Below are 20,353 nucleotides of genomic sequence, written 5' to 3' on the forward strand. Positions count from 1 at the left end.
CGGGAAAGCTAATTGAGCAGGGTCGAAACGGAGATCTCAGCGTGGCCCATGGCTCGCGCCAGGCTGATCTTTCCAAGGTTCAGAGAGAAGAGTGTGTTGATGTAATCCAACTCAGCTGAGGCCAGCGTTTCCTGCGACTGAACGACTTCGACAGACGTGGTGACGCCGGCGGAGAAGCGATCCTGCGATTGCTCGAGTGTGCTGAGCGCCAACTTGCGGTTGTCTTCCGCGACCTTCACCTGTTCCGAAGCGACGCGCAGGTCGAGGAGCGCGGTGCGAATGTCGTTCTCAACAACGCCCTGCTGATCCGCGAGTTCTGCCCGGCGCTGGTCCACGGAGGCGCCTGCTTGTTGCACATCTGCCTTCGTTCGACCGCCCTGCCAGATAGGAATGGTTACCGTTCCGCTCGCCTGAAAGACCCCGGAGCCTTTGTTGGGATTATTACCCTGCAATCCATAGTCGCCGCTGACGCCGAAGGACGGCAGATACTCGGACTTCGAGGCCCGCAGCGACTCTTCTGCTGCTTTCAACTGACGACCCGCGGCCTCTAAGTCGGCGCGATGAGACAGGCCTTCTTGAATCGCTGCGTCGGAATCGGGAACAGAGGGAACACTCGTAGGCAGAGTCTGCTCAATGCAAGAGGGTGGCCCAAAGGAAGACCGATCAGGCGCTCTAAAGCCATCTGCTCCTTTTCCAACTGGGTTTGCTGCGAACGGAGACGCTGCTGCTGCGATTGCAGCTCGACCATGCTCCGCGTAGCATCGATCTGCGCCTTCGTTCCGGCGTCAAATTGATCCTTCGCCTGTCTATAGCTCGACTCTGAATACCGGACCTGTGTGACTTGCGAAGCGACGAGTGCCTGGGTGGCAAGTACGCGAAGATAGGATCCGCCGACAGCTAGCACAATCAATTCGCGAGCGTCTTTCGCGCTCAACTGTGCAGCGTCGCGAGAGGCCGTGGCTGCACGCAGGTTGTGCAGCGAAGTGAAGCTGAGTTGCTCCGAGAGGTTGGCCTGTGCACTGTAGTAGTGATACGGGCCGACGGTCGTTGGAAGAGCAATGCCTGCTCCTAACACGCCGCTGCTGAGCCCTTGAGTCTGGAGATCGGTCTTTGCGCCCGATTCGGCAATGGTGGCATAGATGTTCGGCAGCATCTGACTGAGCGCGGAAAGCCGCAGGCCGCGCTGCTGACGAGCAGAAGCAGCGGAGTCGAGACCACCGAGGTTGTACTGCAGTCCGCGTCTGATGGCATCGGCGAGCGTCAGCGGGACCGCTCCTTTGCCCATAGCCGGTCCTGGCACACTACCCTGATACGCCCCTTGTACGGTAATGGTGGTATTGAGCGTGTTGACGCTTGAACTCGTGCTGCCGGATGCAGACTGCTGCGCTACAACGGGTGCGCCGCCCTGCGCACGACCAGAGATCTGCAATTGCTGTGCTTGCGGAGTTTGCGTATTGGAGGCTGCTTGCGGCCACGCTGCGTCCACGGCGCAAAGCGCGAAAGTGATCCAAATACTCATCTTTCTAGGTGAAATCCTGATTTTCATCTGAGCTCCTTAGTGCATAACCACTTCGCTGCCTCTGTTCTTCTTCATGAGGAAGGCGATGGGTGCCATCGCAAGACTTGCGAGGGCGAAATACATGATGATGTCGAGATAGGAAAGCAGGCTCGCCTGCTGTTGCACACGCTGATAAATTTGCGCCAACGCCTGGTGGCTGCCATGCAGCCCCGTTAACTTCGCTAGCTGGTTGTTGAAGAAGAAATTGCCTTTCGTGGTGTGTCCTACCAGCACGTGCTGGTGGACCTGCTGATGACGTGCAAGGATGGTCGTGAAGAAAGCTGTGCCGCACGATCCGCCGATGTTGCGCGCCAGATTCGTCATGCCGGAGACATCATTGCTCTTGTCCGGTGAAACGCCAACATAGGACATCGTGGTGATGGGTACAAACAGGAAGCCAAGGCCCAGAGATTGGAAGAAACGGACCTGTGCAGCATAGCCCATGCTCATCTGCAGGTCGATTCCACTCATATAAAAGAGACCGGCAGCGGTGGCAAGGAAGCCGATGGCAATCAGTTTGCGTGGATCGACCTTCGCTGCGAGATATCCAACCAACGGCATGCACAGCAGAGTCGCCAGACCGCCGCTTGAGAGCGTGATGCCGGACTGCTCTGCGGAATATCCCATTAGATTTTGAAGAAGCTGAGGAAGAAGGGTATTTACCCCGTATAGCGCAGCACCGAGTACGAACATCATGACAACGGAGACAGCAAAGGTTCGGTTTGAAAAGAGGCTTAGATCGAGAATCGGTCTCTGTTTATTCCGTGCCAGACTCAGTTCGTAAAAAATCACGGAGATAAAGCAGACGGCAAAGACGACAGAGAACATCGTGATGAAACCGGAGCCGAACCAATCATCCTGCTGCCCCTTGTCCAGTACAACTTCCAGACTGCCGAAGGTCAGCGCAAGCAGGCTAAAGCCGATATAGTCAAGGCGAAACTTGCCGCTGCGCGCCTCTTTCACCTCTCTCTGAATGCTCGGAGGGTCTTCGACCAGGCGATGGGTCATATAGAGCGAGAGGATGACAATTGGAATATTGATGAAGAAGATCCATCGCCAGCTGAAGTTGTCGGTGATCCAGCCGCCGATCGTTGGCCCCAAGGTCGGTGCCATCACTACGGCGATGCCGTACAGCGCGAAGGCCTGACTCCGCTTCTTCGGCTCGAACGTATCGGCTAAAATGGATTGTTCCGATGGTCCCAGTCCTCCACCACCTACGCCTTGGAGGACACGAAAGAAGAGAAGGAGCGGCAGGGTTGGCGCTAGTCCACACAAGAGAGAGCTGAGCCCGAACAGCGCGACACAGGTCATGTAGAAGCGTTTGCGACCTATAAGTGTTGACATATAGGCCGCGACGGGAAGCACGACGGCGTTCGAAACGAGGTAGGACGTGAGAACCCAGGTCGATTCATCCTGGCTCGCCCCAAAGGTACCGGCGATGTGAGGAAGCGCGACGTTGGCCACGGAACTATCGAGCACCTCCATAAAGGTGGCCATGCTGACAGTGATGGCGATCAGCCACGGGTTATGTTTTGGCACCCAGCGTTGTTCTTCCACGTTGTCAACCTCCGCTCCATGATGAGTACTGTACTGTATAGTTTAGATACGCGCCAGAGTGTATGGTTGCATTTTTGTACGATACTTTCGAGAAAAGGTTGCGATATGCCCGTTGTAAAGGTTGCGAAGTCTGGCTTGCTAAGGTCCACACAAGAAGAGCGCCTTCTGGCCGCTGCGACAGAAGTTTTTCTCGATAAAGGGTTCTCTGCGACGTCGATGGACGAAATTGCTGGAGCGGCGAAAGCCTCCAAGATCACTTTTTACAATCATTTTGGAAATAAAGATGAGCTGTTTGAGACAGTCATCCTTCGATTAAATGAGCGGATTGACGCCAGATTTGCGGCTGCCCTCGAAGGAGATATTTCTGTTGAGAAAGGGCTGGTGTCGTTTGCTAGGCTGATGATGACCGTTTTGTATTCTGGCGAATCCATCAGGCTGCTCCGCGTACTGCACTCTGAATCAGAACGCTTTCCTCATCTGGGCCACATCTTCGAGAAAGCCGGGCCCGAGCGAGGCCGAAAGTTGCTGACTGGCTTCATTCTCAAGAAGATGGAGGCTGGAAAACTTCGGAAATTGGATCCTGAGCTTGCTGCTGAACAGTTTATGCATCTGGCTCTAGGTGAACTTGCGCGTCTTTTGTTGCTTGGTCTGGCAACACCGAGCAAAGAACAGGTTGAAAGAAGGCTCAACTCAGCTGTCGATGTTTTTCAGCGCGCCTACGGTGCTTGAGGATTAATCGCCACTCTACAGCCATCATGAAACGCTGTGAGGCTCTACAAAGTCATCTCCAGGCTATCTTCCTTTCTGTCCAGGCGTACCTTAGCAATGTGTCTATGTGGATGGTAGCGTTTGTGAAGGGCCTGAAGAAGGTATCGAATTCAGTGGGTTCATCGAAGAATAGAATTTATCTTCTGATGCAGAACGACATGTTCGGCTCTTTGCAGTACTTTAGATCTGATCTTAAACAGATTGTCCAAATGCTTTCAGGCGCGTTCCTACTCTCTTGCAATATCCCTCAACTCCCGCGGAGTGCACGCGGAGGCTGTCCATCATCGTTTATGCCAGCCCAAACGCCATCTGTCGAGTCTCGCTTTGATCCCGTCTCAAACGCTTCCTGTCAGGCAAGGTATATCCATGAGAGTCTGGACGCTTTTCTTCTGGGCGCTACTTACTTTGGCGCCAACTGTTACGGTCAACGCACAATCAGGTGGATTGGAGCCATCCGAGCTTACTGTCGACTCACAACACTCACCGTTCGGCACGGCCGCGGCTCATCCCACCTTCGCGTGGACCTTACGCTCCTCGCATCAGGATGCGCACGATCTGCACCAGAGCGCGTATCGCATCCTGGTAGCGACGTCGGCAGCACGGCTTACCCATCACAAGGATGCCTTGTGGGATAGCGGGCGGGCTGTCGATCGCACCTACTGGCAGCGACCCTATCTCGGTCCAGCCCTCCAGTCGCATACGACCTACTATTGGAAGGTACAAACATGGGATGGTGGCTCTCGACCGGGCCCATGGAGTGAAGTCGCCCACTTCACCACCGCTTTGCTCTCGGAATCGGACTGGACCGCTCACTGGATCGCAGCCGTGGCCGATTCTCCATCATCCACGCCTGCGCAAGAGCATTGGGGTATGGAACGAACGGTCGACCCGCCGCCTCTGCCCGTCTTCCGTCATGACTTCATCATTAGAAAATCTGTCGTCTTCGCCATCCTTTCTGTCGTGGGGCTGGGCCAGTATGAAGTCCGCCTGAACGGCAAGGGCATCACCGACACCGTGTTGAATCCGGGGTGGACCGACTACCGCAAGACTGTCTCCTTCGACACTTACGATGTCACCTCGCTCCTCCATACAAGCTCGAACACCTTCGGTGTCCTGCTTGGGAACGGCATGTACAACGTACAGGGTGTCAAAGGCCACTACACGAAGTTCATTGGGAGCTTCGGACAGCTAAAATGCCTGATTCAGCTCGATGTGCGCTACGCGGACGGTACGTCCGATCGATTCATCTCAGACCCGTCCTGGAAGACTCATTCGGGACCAATCCTCTACTCCTCGATCTACGGTGGCGAGACGTACGATGCAAACGCGCTTCCTGTTGGCTGGGATCTGCCCGGCTTCGATTCAAACGACTGGCAGCCCGCGCTTGAGGTAGCCGGACCAGGAGGCAGGCTCATTGCAAGGTCCACTGCTCCCATGGTCATTGCCGAGACCTATCAACCTGTCCGCGTCACGACTCCGAAGCTTGGCGTCATGGTCTACGATCTTGGCCTCAACATGAGCGGCTGGCCCAGCATGACCGTTGAAGGCCCGGCGGGGTCGCGGGTCTCTCTCCTCGCCGGCGAGCTTCTAGATCAAGACGGTACCGTCACGCAGCACAGTGCTAACGCCTCGCCGACCGATCCCGTCCTCTTCAGTTACATTCTTCATGGAGGGCGGCCCGAGACATGGCGTCCTCGCTTCTCCTACTACAGCTTCCGTTACGTTCAGGTCACCACCGAGCCCGCTTCTTCAGCCGGATCCCTCCCCCGCGTTTCTTCACTTCAAGGAAACTTTGTCCACGCCAGCGCCTCAGTCGTCGGTCAGTTCAGTAGCTCCGACACTCTCTTCAATCGCATTCATGTCCTTATCGACCGCGCGGTTCTAAGTAATCTCGCAAGTGTGGTCACCGATTGTCCCTCCCGCGAGAAGCTCGGGTGGCTTGAACAGACGTACCTTAACGCCTCGACCTTGATGCTGAACTACGATGTGACCGGCCTCTATGAGAAGATGAGCGGCGATATGATTGACGCCCAGCTTCCTGACGGACTCGTGCCTTCCATAGCGCCAGAGTTTGTCCAATTCGTTGACAGCCACGGTGAGAGTACCGATTTCCGTGACTCGCCGGAATGGGGAAGTGCCATTATCCTCAGCCCCTGGGCGCTCTATCGTCACACCGGCGATGCCCGGCCGCTCGCCGCGAGCTATGAGGGGATGAAACGCTACGCTGCCTATCTAAAGAGCCGCTCTCTGCGCGGTTTGCTCAACTACGGACTGGGCGATTGGTACGATCTCGGTCCCAAGCCTCTGGGCCCCTCACAGCTCACTAGCAAGATGATCACCGCGACCGGCGTCTACTATGAGGATCTTCAGGTCCTCACCCAGATCGCGCGTCTGCTCGGTCATTCCATCGATGCTAAAACCTACGCGGACCAAGCGACTGAGGTCCACGCCGCCTACAACAAGACACTCTTCAACCCAGATACAAGTCTCTATGATCGCGGCAGCCAGACCGCCCAGGCCATCCCGCTAGCCCTCAAGCTCGTCCCTCCCGACCGCGTTTCGGCTGTGCTCGAGCATCTTGTGGCGGATATCCGCTCGCATGGCGACCACGTGACTGCGGGCGACGTCGGCTTCCACTACATCGTCCGTGCGCTCACTGACTACGGACGCTCCGACGTTCTCGCCGCCGTGCTCTCCCGCACCGACTCTCCGAGCTATGGATACCAGATTGCACGGGGCGCCACCACTCTCACTGAAGCCTGGAACGCAAATCCCGATAGTTCGCAAAACCACTTTATGCTCGGTCACGGGGAAGAATGGTTCTACCGTGGCCTCGCTGGACTGTCGATCGATATGGCTAAAGGGCTCGATCACGCTCTCAGCTTCAGGCCTTCGCTGCTTGAATCTGTCGCCAGCGCTTCGGCAACCTACCGCTCTCCCCTGGGCCTCGCAAGCATCGCGTGGAAGCGCTGCGGACAGATCGCATCGATTGACCTCGTCGTACCCATCGGAGCTCAGGCCCATCTGGCCCTCCCGCGAGGCGGCTCATGGAAGAGTGGTGCTGCGTTGGAGCATGCCCAAACCTCTGACGAGATCATCCTCCCCTCCGGAACCTACCACTTCTCGACCAGTAACTTGCGCAGTGATAAAAAGGCAAGCGCGCATTGAGCAATAAGGGGCCGCCGCAGGCACGGGACGCCGGCAAGGACGACATCAATCAAGCTGCGAACTGGTTCATGTAGCCAGAACGAAGATCTCCTTCGTGTAGGCGCAGTCCGCGTTCATGCGGTCTCGACCTCGCGTATCATCATGATTTGAAGCCAAATTTTACCGGCTTGCGCCCAAGAATGGCGAGGCAGGTGCCCATTGCAATGCCGCTTGCGGGGAGGGCGTTCACCTGCACGACATCGGTTGCTTAATAATCTCCTCCCTGATCGACCTTGCGGGTCCGGATACGAATGTCTCATCACCCAAGTGCTTCCGTATTTCACGTGTGCAACTTCCACGCTGCTCCTGCTTCATAATTACCTTTTACGGGGGCTTGTTGTAACGTTCTGATGAATTTGGCGTAACTTGCTGTGACTCTGGCGCACTTTGCAGAGTCAAGAGCCTTGCGTCCTTCAGTAGACGAAGTGTTGGATGAGGTGGTGTCCGAAGCGCCATGAACAAAACCTTTCGAGTTGCGGGTGTGATTGCTAGGAGGATGGAGAAGTCAGGAATCTCCGTTGCCTGAAGCGGATCAAAGAAGGCCCTGGCTCAATACCCGCTGTTTCGAAGAATCAGTGACGGGGTCGTAGCAATTATCTGCTCATCAGCGCGACGAAGACCAAGATTCGTTTCACTCGGCTCTGGTCAGAAATTCTAGCTTTGTAGTGAGACGAGATCCGACGAGGGCTGAGGGAGCATTTCAACGGCAGGATTACCGGCCCTCACATCACCTTCGTGGGGCGGTGAGATTCCCGCCAATCGCTGGGCGGTACACCTTCCCAGTTCCGAAACGCTCATCCGAAAGAGTTGGGGTATTCAAAACCCAGAAGGTATGCGGCTTCATTCAGTTCCAGGGCGGAGTTGCTGAGATAGTAGCGAGCCATCTGGTGACGAGCCCCATCAAGAACACGCTGGAAGCTGGATCCTGAATCCTGCAGACGACGCTGTAAAGTCCGCGGTCCATGTGAAGAGCCTTGGAGATCGCATCGATGCTCCGTCGTTGTACGGACCTTCAGTCCAGCGCGCTTCAGAACCCAACGGCGAGTCTCGAGTAAGCGATCATCACGACCGTATACCAGGATGGCGGCTGGCTCACCCTGTTCTCCTCCCCCGTTTTGCAAATCCTGCACCAGATCATTCTGCACTTAGTCTGAAATCTCATCGCCTTCTTCGACAATCGGCGCGTTGTTAACCTGATCTCTCACGTCAAACAGAAACTGCCCATGGAAAAGTGTAGCTGTCTGGTTCGAGAAGTGGATCAGGAGCGCGCCGTCCTCCATTACATCTGCAGCAACGACATCGATGCGGTTCTTCTTTTCAGCCATGTCCACCTCATTGCAAGGCATTGTCGTAAAGGTTGGCGAGATTGAAGCTCGCCTAGTTAGTCGGCCCTACATAGTAGAAAGTTGGTTCGGATTGTCCATGGTCTGTTGTTCCCGTAAACGGCGGAGGAGATCTGTCGGGTGAACTGGCTTGGAGAGCAAGCTGAAGTTGTGTCCCTGGTCACGAGCTGCGCGCAGCAGGTCTGCCGTTTGAGCCTGTCCCGAAAAGAGCAGTACCTTGCACTTCGGACAGAGGAGTTGAAGTCGAATCGCCAGGTCGATGCCCGAGAGCTGCGGCATCACGACATCGGATATCAGCAAGTCAGGGGCGTCTACGCCTGCTGCATCCAGTGCTTGCAGGGGATCGAAAATAGCCGTGGCCGAATAGCCGCTTTGTTCGAGGATTATCGCGAGAGTCTGGGCGATGATCTGCTCGTCATCGACAATAAACACACGAGGCCGCTTCAGGTCAGGCAAGAGATCGCTACTTTCGACAAGCGGAACAAAGGATTGAACCTGCGTGGGAACACCTTTCCAACTTCTATTAAGAAAAGGGAACTGTAGCGTATAACGTTCCACTTGGGCTGTCTGTCCTATCCCTTACAAAAGTAGAAGGATGATCGCCAAGGCCTTTGTCCTACGGAACACATACAGTCTATAGACCAGACGCTAGACTATGCTTACTCCGTGATTTCTTAGAAAGACGGAATCATCTGTCCTCCGGAGATTTAAACGCCCAAGCCTGTTCGGTCGACCCCACCTATTCCTGCGACACAGCCTGGCTGGTATTGGCAAAGCTGGGAGTCCGCAGTGCGTGAACTGTGCCCGTCCCGTTCGAAATTGATATTGATCCGCAAAGAGCAATCGATACCCAACTCTGCTCCAGTTTTACCTGATGTACCTTTTACGACGAGCACAACCAAAGTCCGATAAATTCAATGACCCGCGATCCTGTTGATTCATTTTTGCATGTCGATGGCGACAGTTTCGAGCGTCGACATGGATGGTGTTCCGGTCTCGACAGAGAAGCCCCTATTGAGGGTGGAGTAATACATTGCGGGGCTCTGGTAACGGTAGCGTCCGCTATTCTGCAGGTTGACCTGGTTTGAACTCGGTGAGTAGAAACGGGTACCATCCAGCGTGCGGACCAACTCATCGAGACCTGTGTTGAGGATGGGTTGAGGAACCCCTTCGTTCCGCCCACACCAGAGTACGATTGACGGATGATTGCGAAAGTGCATGATGGTATCGCGCGCACTCGCCAGAAAGAGTTCGGGATCCTCTACTTCAATGTTGTAGTTCTCAGTTGACTCCCAGAAATCGTTCCACACGAGCATGCCGTACTCGTCAGCGAGATCGAAGAAGGTCTCCTCGGTGCTCTGACCGACCCAGTTTCGAATCATGTTCAGGTTTGCGTCGCGATTTAGCCGAAAGAAGGGCTCAAGATGGTCCCATGAAACTCGTTTGCGGGAGTCGTCCATGCCCCAGTTTCCGCCACGTGCTGCAATACGAAAACTCCATTGACCTTGATGACAAGGTAGGGTGCTGGCACTCCATCTTCAATCGACCGGATCGCAGAGAGTTCTCACCTGCTGGAGCGAGGGTGGAGACATACGAGTGATAGCGTTCGCTGCGTTCTTCGGGGATGAGGAGCGCTGCTGCGTCGGCCGAGGCAATCTCTCGCGCATCCCTTCGTGGCGGACATCAACAATGGGAGCCTTGGCTGCGCGGCCCTCGGTCGGAGAGAACTCGACGCGCCGGAGGTGCCCGGCCTGATCAAGCAGGCTGAGTTCATAGCTGATCTCCTGAACCCCGAAGCGGATGTCTTTCGTGTCAGAAGGCGTTTTTTCACCCGCAACACCAAGCGAGAGTCCAAGTTTGTAAAGAGCCGGAGCACCATAGCCGTTTGGCCACCAGAGACGTGGATGCTGCATGACAAGTTGCGGGAAATTTGCAGGAGTGAGCCTTATCTCACTTTCACCGGGAGGTACTACGACACTCTCGTGAATGCGGACATCCTCAATGGTGGCATTGAGCGTTGCTCGGATGGGCTGCGTTGTCTGGTTCTTAACCGGCACCTCGATCTCGACCGAGGATTGCGTGGTGTCGTTATGAGCGAATGATGTATTTACGTGTGCATCGCCAAGCTTGAGACCGCCTGTGAGTGTGAGTGTGACAGGCTGCCCATATGCCACTGTCACGATCCCGAACAGCAGGTATCCAATCCCAGCCCTCAGTGGCGAGGAAGATGGGACCATCGAGTTCCATGGACCCGCCGTTCTCACCCGGTCCTCCTCGTGCAGGCTGCCTCGACGTTTACATTATCCTGCCGTCCCTGGCGAAAACCGGGTGCCGAGACTTACAAACGGACCAGTTTCATCTCTTCGTTGGGGTAAAACCTACGACAAAAAGCGACCACTTCAAATCCCGATTCTGGGGTTTTCCGCTTAACTATCTATACTAGCTCGGGAACGAGCCGGCTCAAAAGCGACAAAAGTGTCTCGTAAGTCCCAATGCTCACTTCTGAAATAGCCGTTATTGCTTTTTTCATGCAGAAATACGTGCATAAACTTGGAGAGCGCAAAACAAGTATTTTCACGGGCTTTCTGACCACTGAGAACGGCCTGCGGCGAGGGTGAATTGCATGAGAGTTTGTCCGCCTTGATACGCAGGCGAAGGGTAGTCCGATAGGCATGCTCTTGCCCCTCAAGTTAAGCACTATGATCGCTGCAGAGTTAAGGCCATACCGATTGCTGACCTACTACTCGACACCAAGCGTACCGCACATGCGTCACCCTGTGGACCGAGACACCCGTTGCGAGCCTTTCAGGATGCAGATTCGAGCTCACAGGGACGAAAGACAAGGTCCAGTCGTCGTGAGAGTGGGAATCCCGAGAGTTGGAAAGAGTCGGAAGGATAAAAAGGCGGCATCACTGCTACCACATCCTGGCTTCCATGCTCGTTTTGTCCTGAGACCTGCATCAATCTTCCTCAGAACTTGGCCAAGAGAGGTTCACCTGTCACGAGACGCTTATTTGGATCGGCTGTGAATGAGTGCGTTGGCGATAACTCACTCACCGATAGCGCAGCCGAAGAGAAACGCGTTCATAGGTAACTAGGCGACATGATTTTAGATTCCGCTTGTCTACGGTTCGCTGACGTAGCGGAGGCTGTCTAGCCAGAGTTCGTGTGCTTTATGCATGAGATGACTACCAGACGCAGGATCCTTGCGATCTCCGGGTCCAACGCCTGTCTCTTCAGTAGTGACGAGGCAATTTCCGGCTTGGGGGACGAAGCGCCAGGCGTGGTAATGACCATGACGGGTCTCTGTTTCATCCGCACCGAACGGAATCCAGCTGATACGCCGGTCTGCCTCAAACTCCACGATCCGCGACTGAATTGGGCTGTTAAAGATCTTCAGACGGTATAGAGCGCCCTCGCCCGTTTTCTGCGGTGTCTCATTGGAAACATCCTTGACGATGACGAGCCAGCTTGGCCACGCAGTGGCATCGGCGAGCCGGGCAAAGGTACGGTGGCAATCTGCATGGATCAGCAGTTCATTATGGGAGAACACGGGAGCGACTGAAGGATCGTAAGCGGCAGGCCAATGGATTGCCATATCGCGACGTGCACGATCTAATTGCATCTCGCTCGCCTGGGCGTTCAACTTTGTCACGCTTCCTTGGCTCATGAGCAGCATGAATGCAAACACTTTGACTGCACTCTTCATTGGACCTCCATGACACACGGGATCATATGCTTTGCAGGCGAGTCCAGCGATACAGAGCTCAATCCTTAGAGTGAAAGCCTGCCACCAGGCTCCGATTCCGAGCTGGCCGCGTTGCTGGACTGTCGTTAACGGCGTTTCACAGTATTTATCGGTTCCGGTAGCATCTTTGAAGCAGGCGGAGGCCAATTACAGGCATTTCGCAGCTGCAGCAGGACTTGCAATCATGTCGCTCTCCATCGTCCAACAATCTTCCGTCGATCTACATGCCTATGATTCTGTTCCAATCGCATTCACCGCATCCCAGCGCTGGAACGGAAATGCGCTTTCGAGCCCTTTCATCAAGGACTACGACGCCATACCTGGGCATCGTCCAATCGATTGGCCGCAGAGGTTCAATTTGTCGGGATGGCGATTCGCGGCTGCATTCCTGGAGGACGTAAGAGTAGGCGGAGCCACCGTTGCCCTTCAAGGGTGTGAAATCGAGGAGATCGCCAATTGGCAGGATGCTGTTCTTTGGGATTTACGCGTACATCCCGAATACCGCCGGCGCGGCGCTGGTCGCGGGTTGCTACGGTGGGCGGAGAACGTAGCCCTCTCTGCAAAGCGGGCTCGCCTGCTGGTCGAAACGCAGGACATTAACACGGCAGCGTGCGAGTTCTACTGTGCAAATGGGTACCCTTGTTTGCTGATCGATCCGCTCGCATATCCGGAATTGCCGAACGAAGCGCGAATCTTCTGGGCGAAATCGTTCCAGTAATCGTTCTGTCCAGCCTGGCTAATGCCAAACTGTGCTCTGCCTCTTGAACAAACCAAGCAGGAGATGCTCTATGAAACAAACCACACAAACGCCAGACCCACGAATTGTCTGGCCGCGTGAGCACCGACCGGAATCAGCCACAGTCTTTACCAGGAACATCATAGAGATAGCGGCAAGCCCAGATGCAGTCTGGGCTTTACTGACTAACTGCGTCAGATGGCCGACCTGGTATAAGCATTGCTCAGACTTATCCATTTTACGTGGTGGCCGACTTCTAGGACCTGATTCGAAGTTTCGATTCAAGACGCTAGGATTTTATGGCGAGCCGGAAATAACGGCGTTCCAACTGTCGCAAATGCTTGCCTGGTCAGCAAAAGGCCCGCCGGGCTTGGTGGCTCACACGCCTGGTTTATAGAGCCTATGCCAGGAGCCTGTCGTGTCATTACAGAAGAAGTTCAGATAGGTTGGCTTCTCATCGTGTTGCGCTCACTTATACGCAACAGACTCCTAACTTTTCATCAAGAATGGCTGCGAGCACTCAAAGAGCTAGCCGAAGATAGTGAGACTATTAATACCGACAAGTCGGCGTGTCGGAAGTAATCTGCGCCGCTGGAGCAGTGGCTTGGCGATTTAGCGCTCATCGAGTTGCCGACGATCTGGGGCAAGTGACGAAAACCCCATGTGTCGCTTAGGCCGGTCGCTGAAGACAGGCGGGATCACAAAACTTGAATCCAAGCGCTGGTTGCTGACAACGAGCAGGAATAGTTAGATCGGGTGCAAAGAAGACGGTGGAGAGCGAACTCTCCACCGTCCTGAAGCGGTACAAGTACAAGGAAATTTCAGGGTAACGCTACAGGTTGCGCGCCCGGTTACCGGTAACGAGCCGCAGGAGAAGCGTAAGCAGTACAGCGCCGATGACAGCAACGAAGATGGTATAGATCAAGCCACCAGATCCTGCGTAGCCCAGATGCTGCATGATAAAACCGCCGACCACGGCCCCGATGATGCCGACGATGATATCCCCAACGGCGCCAAAACCAGAACCCTTCATAAGCTTGCCGGTAAGAAACCCTGCAATCAGACCTACGACAATCCACCAGATAATAAACATGTAAGCACCTCCAGTGCTTTGGTTGGGTTAGAAACGGATGCAGCCAGTTGCCGAGTGAGCATGATTCAGACGCGGACAGTCACCATGTTGACGCAAACGACACCGCCAACATCAAGGAAGAAAGCAAACTGAAAAGCTAGTACGTTCTGGTTGACGTGGAGTGCACGGTGTGGGCGACGTCACTCGCTTCACCTGTGTTGTCGGTGTGGGTGCTCACTGCTTTTTCTCCGGAAGACGCAATATCCTCGCCGCCTGCGGCCTTCAGCACGTCCTTGGCGCGGGAGATCTCTTCGGAACTCTCGCAATGTACGGACACCAAGATTCCGCCGTCGTTGACCCGCCCTTCATAGCGCTTGGCCTCATACTCTGGAATGCCCATCCCGACCAGCGCGCCCACCAGGCCGCCGACTGCGCCACCAATCCCGAGACCGGCAAGCGCGCCCATAATCGGACCCGCTGCGATCAGCGGACCAACGCCAGGAATGGCAAGGGCTCCGATTCCGGCCAGAAGACCGAGCGTGCCGCCCAGGGTGCCGCCGCCCAGCACGCCGACCGTAGTGCCTTCGGGAGCCTTGGTATTCTTCTCCGCAGCAAAGTCTTTGGAGCCCTGCTTGTCAGCCATTAGGACAGAAACGTCATCGTTCGAAAAGCCTGCGGCGTGCAGGCGGTCCACTGCTGCTTCCGCTGCACTGTGAGAGGGGAAGATACCGAATGCTGCTGTGTTTTTACCTGCCATGGGAGTTTCTCCTTTTGCTCGAGTGAGTAATGCGCTGTAGGTGCGTTGACCGTGCTGCTTATTGCTTGACCGTAAGCTGATCCGTCACCTTGTCCTGACCCGCGATCGTTTCGGCCTTGGCGACAACGCTTTGCTTTTCAGCCGCGGAGTGAACTGGTCCCATAAGGGTGACGGCGCCACCGCTCACAATCACCTTGACGTTGTGGGCGTACTTGGAGAGGGAGTGGTCAGAGACGAGGGCATGCCGAATCTTCGCAGTCATGGTTCGGTCCGCAGCATTGTCTTTCTGCTGATCGGCTGTTTGTGACTGGTTCTGCGCGCGGTTGTTCGCAGAGTTATCGGGCATGGCCTGAGTTTGAGATAGAGCATGCGGAAGCACGCTCAACGGGAGCAGAAGGACGCTTGCAAAGACCCATTTGGGTGGTTGTGTAGTAGGGGACATAGAACCTCTCGCAAAGATTTAGAACGTCGCTGCCTTGGATTTGCAGGCGAAGTTCGCACCAAGGTTTGATTTTGGAGATAGCCACCGGACAAATGCTCAGAGGCTATCGAGAGCGCGAAACTGCACACTGCAACAACTCATGAGCTTTATGGTTTTGGCTCCCGGGGGACCGGAAGAAGGTGAGGACAGCGCAGCGTCGCGTTCGGGTCGATACCTGCAGCGTATGCGCACCTATTGAGTTGCCAGGTCCTTCATACTCGTTGCCCGTTATGTCAAATATTTGACATAACGGTTATGACCTATATTTGTCATATGGAAACTGAAACCCGAAGCCAGCTAAGCCATCCTGCTACAACATTCGCCCGTTCGTAACATCTAAACCGTTACTCAGTGTGTAAGCGTCCCGCCGCTTGCACCAGACTCGAACCTGGTTTGAACAAGGATCTATGCCTAAGCCCCATCCAAATCGTTTTCTTGCCGCCATCTCCTCCAAGAGCAGGAAACATCTGCTGTCTACTTCGTCTGAAATTGAATTGACAACCAAGACTGTGCTGCACGAGTCGCACACTCGGCCTTCGCACGCGTTCTTTCTCACTTCGGGTCTGGCTTCCGTTCTTGCGGTGACCACGGTCGGATTAGCGTCGGAAGTTGGCGTCATAGGCCGCGGGGGTTTCACGGGAAGTCTGCACCTCATCGGGCCGGTAGATACTCCGACACACTGTCGCATGCAGCTTGCCGGAGCGGCCGTGCAGATCCCCTTCGAGCATCTCCAGAAGGCATTTCATCAGGACGACGATCTCCATCGGCACATCCTCGAGTTTGTCCAGGTGCATACACATATTCTGAGCCAAGTAGCAGGGTGTCACTCCATCCATGGAGCCTCGCAGCGCCTTACGCGCTGGCTCCTGACCGCACAAGATCTTACCGAGTCATCAACGATCGATATTACCCAGGAGGTCTTGAGCGAGATCCTCGGCACCAAACGTGTAACGATCGCAGCGGCGGCGGGCGGGCTGCAGCGAGACAAATTAATCGAGTATCGGCGCGGACATATCCATATCGTAAACCGCAAAGGACTGGAAGCGGTAGCTTGCGACTGTTACGCGACCGTCAAGGAGCTTCATGAGGGTTTATACCTGTAAGCAGCGGCTGATGATGGTCGGCGAAGATGCCATCGTCTCTTCGACTACTTGAACCAGGGATGCTGACTCCGGCTCTTGGGTGCGCCTAGATAGAGCACCTCTCACTGGGCTGTGAGATCAAAATTGGCGAGCGCATTTGCGATTTAGCATCAAACAAGGAACTATCCAGCTGCGCGCGCGTTTCTCCGGAAAGTATTCCGGTGCGTCTTGCGCGATCCGCCGAGAATCAGGGTGTGAGTTCTCAGCTTCGCAAGAGTTTCGCGATCAAACCTGCAACTGTATCCGGCTGATCAAGCCATGTCAGTGTCCGGCGTTCGACACAACCTGCGCCCACCCGTGAGGCATGGATTGCGCCATGTCCCTCGCATGCGACGGAGGTCCTAAGCTGTCTTTTTCACCCAGATGAGCAGCGTAGGCATGGAAAGCTTCGGTAGCTCTGGCCGCAGGCTGTACGTCAACGTGGATCGCCCGCGCGTGAAGTGACGGTCTCCAAGGAGAGTGAGCCAGCTTTCTGTCGCCCCCGGGATCTCCGAAGCGGCCCTGCAGCAATCAAGATATGCAGAAGAAAGGCGCTCTTTCTGTGCGACCAGAATTCTTTGAAGCCTTCACACGTGGCAGAAACGCTAGGCTTCATCACCGTGGCATACATCAGGTCGTTCAGACCGCATAACACGAGCGGACGATTGCTTGACGCTTGAGCAAGAGGATCTGCAGAAGGTCTGCAGGAGCAATGGCGTAAGTCGTGATGACCGTACTGCTCAAACACCGCACTACAAGGTCCTTCTGCAATATTGTCTCGAGGCTTCATTAGACACAACTTGATTCCGGACTTAAAACCATTTGCCGAATAAACTTCAATGCAGATCCGGTTATGGCACTGCGTAGGAAGCCCCTTCAATGCTGACGCCATGATCGCAACCTGTGTTGATCTAGGAACCGCCGCAAACGGCGCGCTGAACGAGTGGACGGGGCGATTTGTACGCATCGAGATCACAGCAGACGAGAAGCGCGCTGGTGGGTACTTACCCGCGCAACCCCAAATGAATCAGGGGAACTTTTCTGCGTCCATCCCGTATGGAGGAGCAAACCCAGCATCGTCGACTTGCAGCCATCAGCATCAATCTTCACAAGTGGCCACTCGATACAGAACATCATGAGGTCATCATGGATTCGAATGCCCCGCATGAAAGGATAGCCGGACTCAGCCTTCGGGGAGCAGCACTTGTCGCCGGTCTGGCGTACCTGCTGAATCCCTTCCTGTTTGCAGAATCTTACGCCATGCCTAGGCTTGTTGTGGCCGATCCAGTGCGAACTCTTGCGAATCTCCAGGCTCATCCGCACCTGTTCGGTGCTGCCGTACTGGCATATTTCGGACAACTGCTGGGCGATGTTGTCATGGCTTGGGGACTTTATGTTCTCCTTGCTCCCGTTCATCGTGCGCTGTCGCTGCTCGCATCCTGGCTACAACTCATCTACGCAGCCATGGCGCTGGCTGCCTTGGTAAACCTTGCACTCGCCTATCGACTGCTGTTCGTGCCAGACTACGCAGGTCTGTTGGCACCGGGCGCATTGGCCGTCCAGGTGCGAATGCTCATCGGCGGATACCGCGCAGGATGGAGCCTTTCTCTCGTGCTGTTTGGCTTGCACCTTGTCGTTGTCGGTTTCCTGTTTGCCCGTTCGACTTATCTTCCTCGCTGGTTGGGATGGATCCTTATTGCGGATGGTCTGGCGTGGGTAGTCGACCGCCTGACCGAATATGTTGCGCCCACTGCGTCGATTGGTTTCCTGAATATCTTCTTTATTGGAGAGGTGATCCTGATGGTGTGGCTCCTGGGCTGGGGATCGAGGCCAGCGGAGCCTGAAGTTCGATCATCATTGCTGCAGTGACACGGAGATTCGTTCCACGGGAGAGCTTCGGGACCATGTAGACAGAATGGTGCTGAGAAGTCGGCCCATCGTCAGCGATCAATCAGATCAGTGAGCACACTGGCGATTCGCGCTCCTCGAGCTCGCAACTGGCGAGAAGAGCGTTGAGGAGGATTAATCTGCGTTCCCGAGAGTTACCTATTCAATGCGTGTACCAACGCTGTCTCTACCTAGGCAAAAGAATGTTCGTAGTCAGAAGGTCCGGTTTCCCGTTCCTGACCAATGCAGCATATTTTTCCCCGCCATGGTACGGAATCTTGTACACATGTGTTTCATCATCCCTGGATGCCTCCAGGACAATCAGGTCATTGCTTGTCAGCGAGGCATGCACTGCTGCTGTGAGCTCGTCTGCGTTATAAGGTTTGCCATTTACCTGGGTCAGCTTATCGCCTGGGCCAAGCCCTGCCGTGTACGCCGGGCTGTCGATCCAAACGTCCAGCAGAGTGCCGTCTGCCATGGCCTGCAGGCCGAGTGAATGGTACAACTCAGCCACATGCGACACCTTGATGAAGTCCGCTTCAGCCGGGGTCATTGTGTCCTTGTAGACGTAGCTGTAGCCGCTGGCTTCAAGTCCTCCGGTGAGTGATGTCATATCGAGTGCGTTCAGGCGTCCTTGCCAAAATCCCTGCCAGTCAAAGGGTGCAATTGCATTCAGTGCCTGGAGAAGGTCGGCTAACGTGTACGGAAGAACCCCTGGGCCAGTATCTCTTGAGAACGAGTTCGCCACTGGCGGAGCAAAGAAAAGGGCTGCGAAATCATCCAGAGATTTCTTGCCATGTGTAAGTTCCCGAATCTTTGCGTCGGCTTCCAGCCAGAGAAGTGTACCGGCGTAATAGTAGTCCTGGCTGAGTCGCCAGCTAGCCCAGGCGGAATCGTTACCGCGCAGGATCGCAGAGGCATCGGCTGTGTCCTGAACAGACCGCCATCGACGTCCCGGTTTGTCGACCTGAAACGCCTCATAGTCGAACGCACCTACAGTCTGTTCGGGCGTCCGGAATCCAGCGCGTGCGGTTAGCACGTTGCCGTAATACTGCGTAAAGCCTTCATAAGCCCAAATAAGGTCGTTTTGCATCGGCGTGTTATCGTTCGCGGTCGCTTCGCCAGCCGGACGGCGATATTTCCCGCACCACGAGTGGGTGAACTCGTGCGGCAGCAGCGAGCCGACGACGCCAGCATTTGCGACATCAGACATGTCGAGGCTGCTGACGATGTAATCGGCTGATTGCGTGTGTTCCGCACTGTCGCCATGCAGGTGTGGAGATGCGCCCACAAGGAAGTCGTAGTGCTCGTAATGATGACCTACGAACAGCTTCGTGGCCTGCTGAACCAACGCTGTCATCTTGGCCAGAAAAGCAGGTTGGAGGTCCAGATCGGCGTCTTTGTCTGAGCAAACGTCAAGCGTATGGACTGGATGGATCTCGGGTGCGATCGGGTACTGACGGCAATGATCCCCGGCAAGGATGGGAGAATCGATCAGCTGTTCCATCGATACTTTTTGGAACGTGGTGTCTGGCCCGTTGAGCGACGGTGCGGCGTATCCATCGGCACGCAAAGCTGTCGCGGCCTTCCAACCGGTCGGCAAGTGAATCTCCGTCACGACAGGCGTGTCATGCAGCGGTCGATCGCTGGGGTACAGCACCACTTCGCTTGGCTCGACCATGACAACATGTGAGCTCGTGTGATTGGTGCCGATGGTGTTTGCCCGACTGGGAACCTCAAGGATGTCGTACGAAGCAATAAGGAGAGAGATGTCTTTGGGAATAACAACATGGAACTTGTAAGAGTCTGAAAGGTCGCGACGCCACGGCATCGGTTCTCCGCCCGCAGAACGAGCGCGAAAGACAAGACCGGCAAGGTTATCGATGGGCCCTCCGGGAAGCTCCTGACTTGGAATCCATTCCGGATAGGAGAACGTGTTCGCCCCAGGATGCACTGGAACCTGCTCTGTCACATGGATGATTCGCCGCGGAGCGTCGGTCATGTCGATGCGGATATGCATCGTTATTTGCCCTGGGCAGGCGAGTGCCATCGAGAGAAGAACATTTATAGCTAGAACAAAGCGTACAGACATCTACATCCTCCCCATCGGGGCTGCTC

At 55.2% G+C, this 20,353-nt stretch carries 19 protein-coding genes; 6 read left to right on the plus strand and 13 right to left on the minus strand.

All coding sequences use genetic code 11. From position 1 onward, the window contains the following. Positions 1-8 precede the first annotated feature (8 nt). Genes OHL20_RS12875 through OHL20_RS12885 form a run of 3 tightly spaced genes read right to left on the minus strand, consistent with a single transcriptional unit; the run spans position 9 to position 3,115 of the window. A complete protein-coding gene (locus OHL20_RS12875; RefSeq protein WP_263383582.1) occupies positions 9-530 on the minus strand; it encodes a TolC family protein in 522 nt (173 codons plus the stop codon). Between the two features lie 17 nt (positions 531-547). Continuing rightward, the gene (locus OHL20_RS12880) at positions 548-1,519 is read right to left on the minus strand and encodes a TolC family protein (protein WP_263383583.1); all 972 of its coding nucleotides are present in this window, start codon (positions 1,517-1,519) and stop codon (positions 548-550) included. A gap of 36 nt (positions 1,520-1,555) precedes the next feature. After that, positions 1,556-3,115: a DHA2 family efflux MFS transporter permease subunit gene (locus tag OHL20_RS12885; RefSeq protein ID WP_263383584.1), complete on the minus strand. Its 1,560-nt coding sequence runs from the start codon at positions 3,113-3,115 to the stop codon at positions 1,556-1,558. Positions 3,116-3,220: 105 nt separating this feature from the next. Here OHL20_RS12885 and OHL20_RS12890 point away from each other — a divergent pair, with 105 nt between their 5' ends. Continuing rightward, positions 3,221-3,844: a TetR/AcrR family transcriptional regulator gene (locus OHL20_RS12890; RefSeq protein ID WP_263383585.1), complete on the plus strand. Its 624-nt coding sequence runs from the start codon at positions 3,221-3,223 to the stop codon at positions 3,842-3,844. Positions 3,845-4,249: 405 nt separating this feature from the next. Further along, the gene (locus OHL20_RS12895; RefSeq protein ID WP_263383586.1) at positions 4,250-7,051 is read left to right on the plus strand and encodes an alpha-L-rhamnosidase; all 2,802 of its coding nucleotides are present in this window, start codon (positions 4,250-4,252) and stop codon (positions 7,049-7,051) included. Positions 7,052-7,884: 833 nt separating this feature from the next. Here the strand turns inward: OHL20_RS12895 and OHL20_RS25220 are convergent. From OHL20_RS25220 to OHL20_RS12920, 6 genes are all read right to left on the minus strand, one after another. Then, positions 7,885-8,235: a helix-turn-helix domain-containing protein gene (locus tag OHL20_RS25220; RefSeq protein ID WP_396272063.1), complete on the minus strand. Its 351-nt coding sequence runs from the start codon at positions 8,233-8,235 to the stop codon at positions 7,885-7,887. Next, complete coding sequence (locus OHL20_RS12900) at positions 8,236-8,415, minus strand: hypothetical protein (RefSeq protein ID WP_263383587.1); 180 nt, start codon at positions 8,413-8,415, stop codon at positions 8,236-8,238. Between the two features lie 66 nt (positions 8,416-8,481). After that, on the minus strand, positions 8,482-8,889 hold the full coding sequence (locus tag OHL20_RS12905) for a response regulator (RefSeq protein WP_263383588.1): 408 nt from the start codon (positions 8,887-8,889) through the stop codon (positions 8,482-8,484). 482 nt (positions 8,890-9,371) lie between these two features. Further along, on the minus strand, positions 9,372-9,893 hold the full coding sequence (locus tag OHL20_RS12910; protein ID WP_263383589.1) for a glycoside hydrolase family 2 TIM barrel-domain containing protein: 522 nt from the start codon (positions 9,891-9,893) through the stop codon (positions 9,372-9,374). 78 nt (positions 9,894-9,971) lie between these two features. Continuing rightward, entirely contained in the window at positions 9,972-10,697 is a 726-nt protein-coding gene (locus OHL20_RS12915; protein ID WP_263383590.1) for a hypothetical protein, read from the minus strand. 860 nt (positions 10,698-11,557) lie between these two features. Further along, positions 11,558-12,142 (minus strand): SRPBCC family protein, encoded by a 585-nt coding sequence (locus OHL20_RS12920; protein ID WP_263383591.1) that lies wholly within the window; start codon positions 12,140-12,142, stop codon positions 11,558-11,560. A 223-nt stretch (positions 12,143-12,365) separates the two neighbouring features. Between OHL20_RS12920 and OHL20_RS12925 the strand changes: the two genes are divergently transcribed. Together OHL20_RS12925 and OHL20_RS25225 are read left to right on the plus strand one after the other, a co-directional pair. Then, the gene (locus OHL20_RS12925; RefSeq protein ID WP_263383592.1) at positions 12,366-12,899 is read left to right on the plus strand and encodes a GNAT family N-acetyltransferase; all 534 of its coding nucleotides are present in this window, start codon (positions 12,366-12,368) and stop codon (positions 12,897-12,899) included. A 70-nt stretch (positions 12,900-12,969) separates the two neighbouring features. Further along, a complete protein-coding gene (locus OHL20_RS25225; protein WP_396272067.1) occupies positions 12,970-13,314 on the plus strand; it encodes an SRPBCC family protein in 345 nt (114 codons plus the stop codon). Positions 13,315-13,749: 435 nt separating this feature from the next. Here the strand turns inward: OHL20_RS25225 and OHL20_RS12930 are convergent, their stop codons facing one another. The 3 genes from OHL20_RS12930 to OHL20_RS12940 all read right to left on the minus strand — a co-directional run bounded on the left by OHL20_RS12930 (position 13,750) and on the right by OHL20_RS12940 (position 15,188). Continuing rightward, positions 13,750-14,010 carry a GlsB/YeaQ/YmgE family stress response membrane protein gene (locus tag OHL20_RS12930; protein WP_263383593.1) on the minus strand — a complete coding sequence of 87 codons (261 nt, stop codon included), beginning with the start codon at positions 14,008-14,010 and terminating at the stop codon, positions 13,750-13,752. 136 nt (positions 14,011-14,146) lie between these two features. Continuing rightward, positions 14,147-14,746: an RNA recognition motif domain-containing protein gene (locus OHL20_RS12935; protein ID WP_263383594.1), complete on the minus strand. Its 600-nt coding sequence runs from the start codon at positions 14,744-14,746 to the stop codon at positions 14,147-14,149. 58 nt (positions 14,747-14,804) lie between these two features. Next, entirely contained in the window at positions 14,805-15,188 is a 384-nt protein-coding gene (locus tag OHL20_RS12940; protein ID WP_263383595.1) for a BON domain-containing protein, read from the minus strand. 446 nt (positions 15,189-15,634) lie between these two features. On the opposite strand from OHL20_RS12940, the gene OHL20_RS12945 reads away from it, so the two are divergent. Next, positions 15,635-16,330: a Crp/Fnr family transcriptional regulator gene (locus tag OHL20_RS12945; protein WP_263383596.1), complete on the plus strand. Its 696-nt coding sequence runs from the start codon at positions 15,635-15,637 to the stop codon at positions 16,328-16,330. Between the two features lie 1,164 nt (positions 16,331-17,494). After that, positions 17,495-18,217 (plus strand): DUF4386 domain-containing protein, encoded by a 723-nt coding sequence (locus OHL20_RS12950; protein WP_263383597.1) that lies wholly within the window; start codon positions 17,495-17,497, stop codon positions 18,215-18,217. A gap of 205 nt (positions 18,218-18,422) precedes the next feature. On the opposite strand, the gene OHL20_RS12955 is transcribed toward OHL20_RS12950, so the two are convergent. Further along, positions 18,423-20,327: a M61 family metallopeptidase gene (locus tag OHL20_RS12955; protein WP_263383598.1), complete on the minus strand. Its 1,905-nt coding sequence runs from the start codon at positions 20,325-20,327 to the stop codon at positions 18,423-18,425. Between the last annotated feature and the right edge of the window lie 26 nt (positions 20,328-20,353).

Origin of the sequence: Granulicella arctica, from assembly GCF_025685605.1 — a bacterium.
Lineage (GTDB): Bacteria > Acidobacteriota > Terriglobia > Terriglobales > Acidobacteriaceae > Edaphobacter > Edaphobacter arcticus.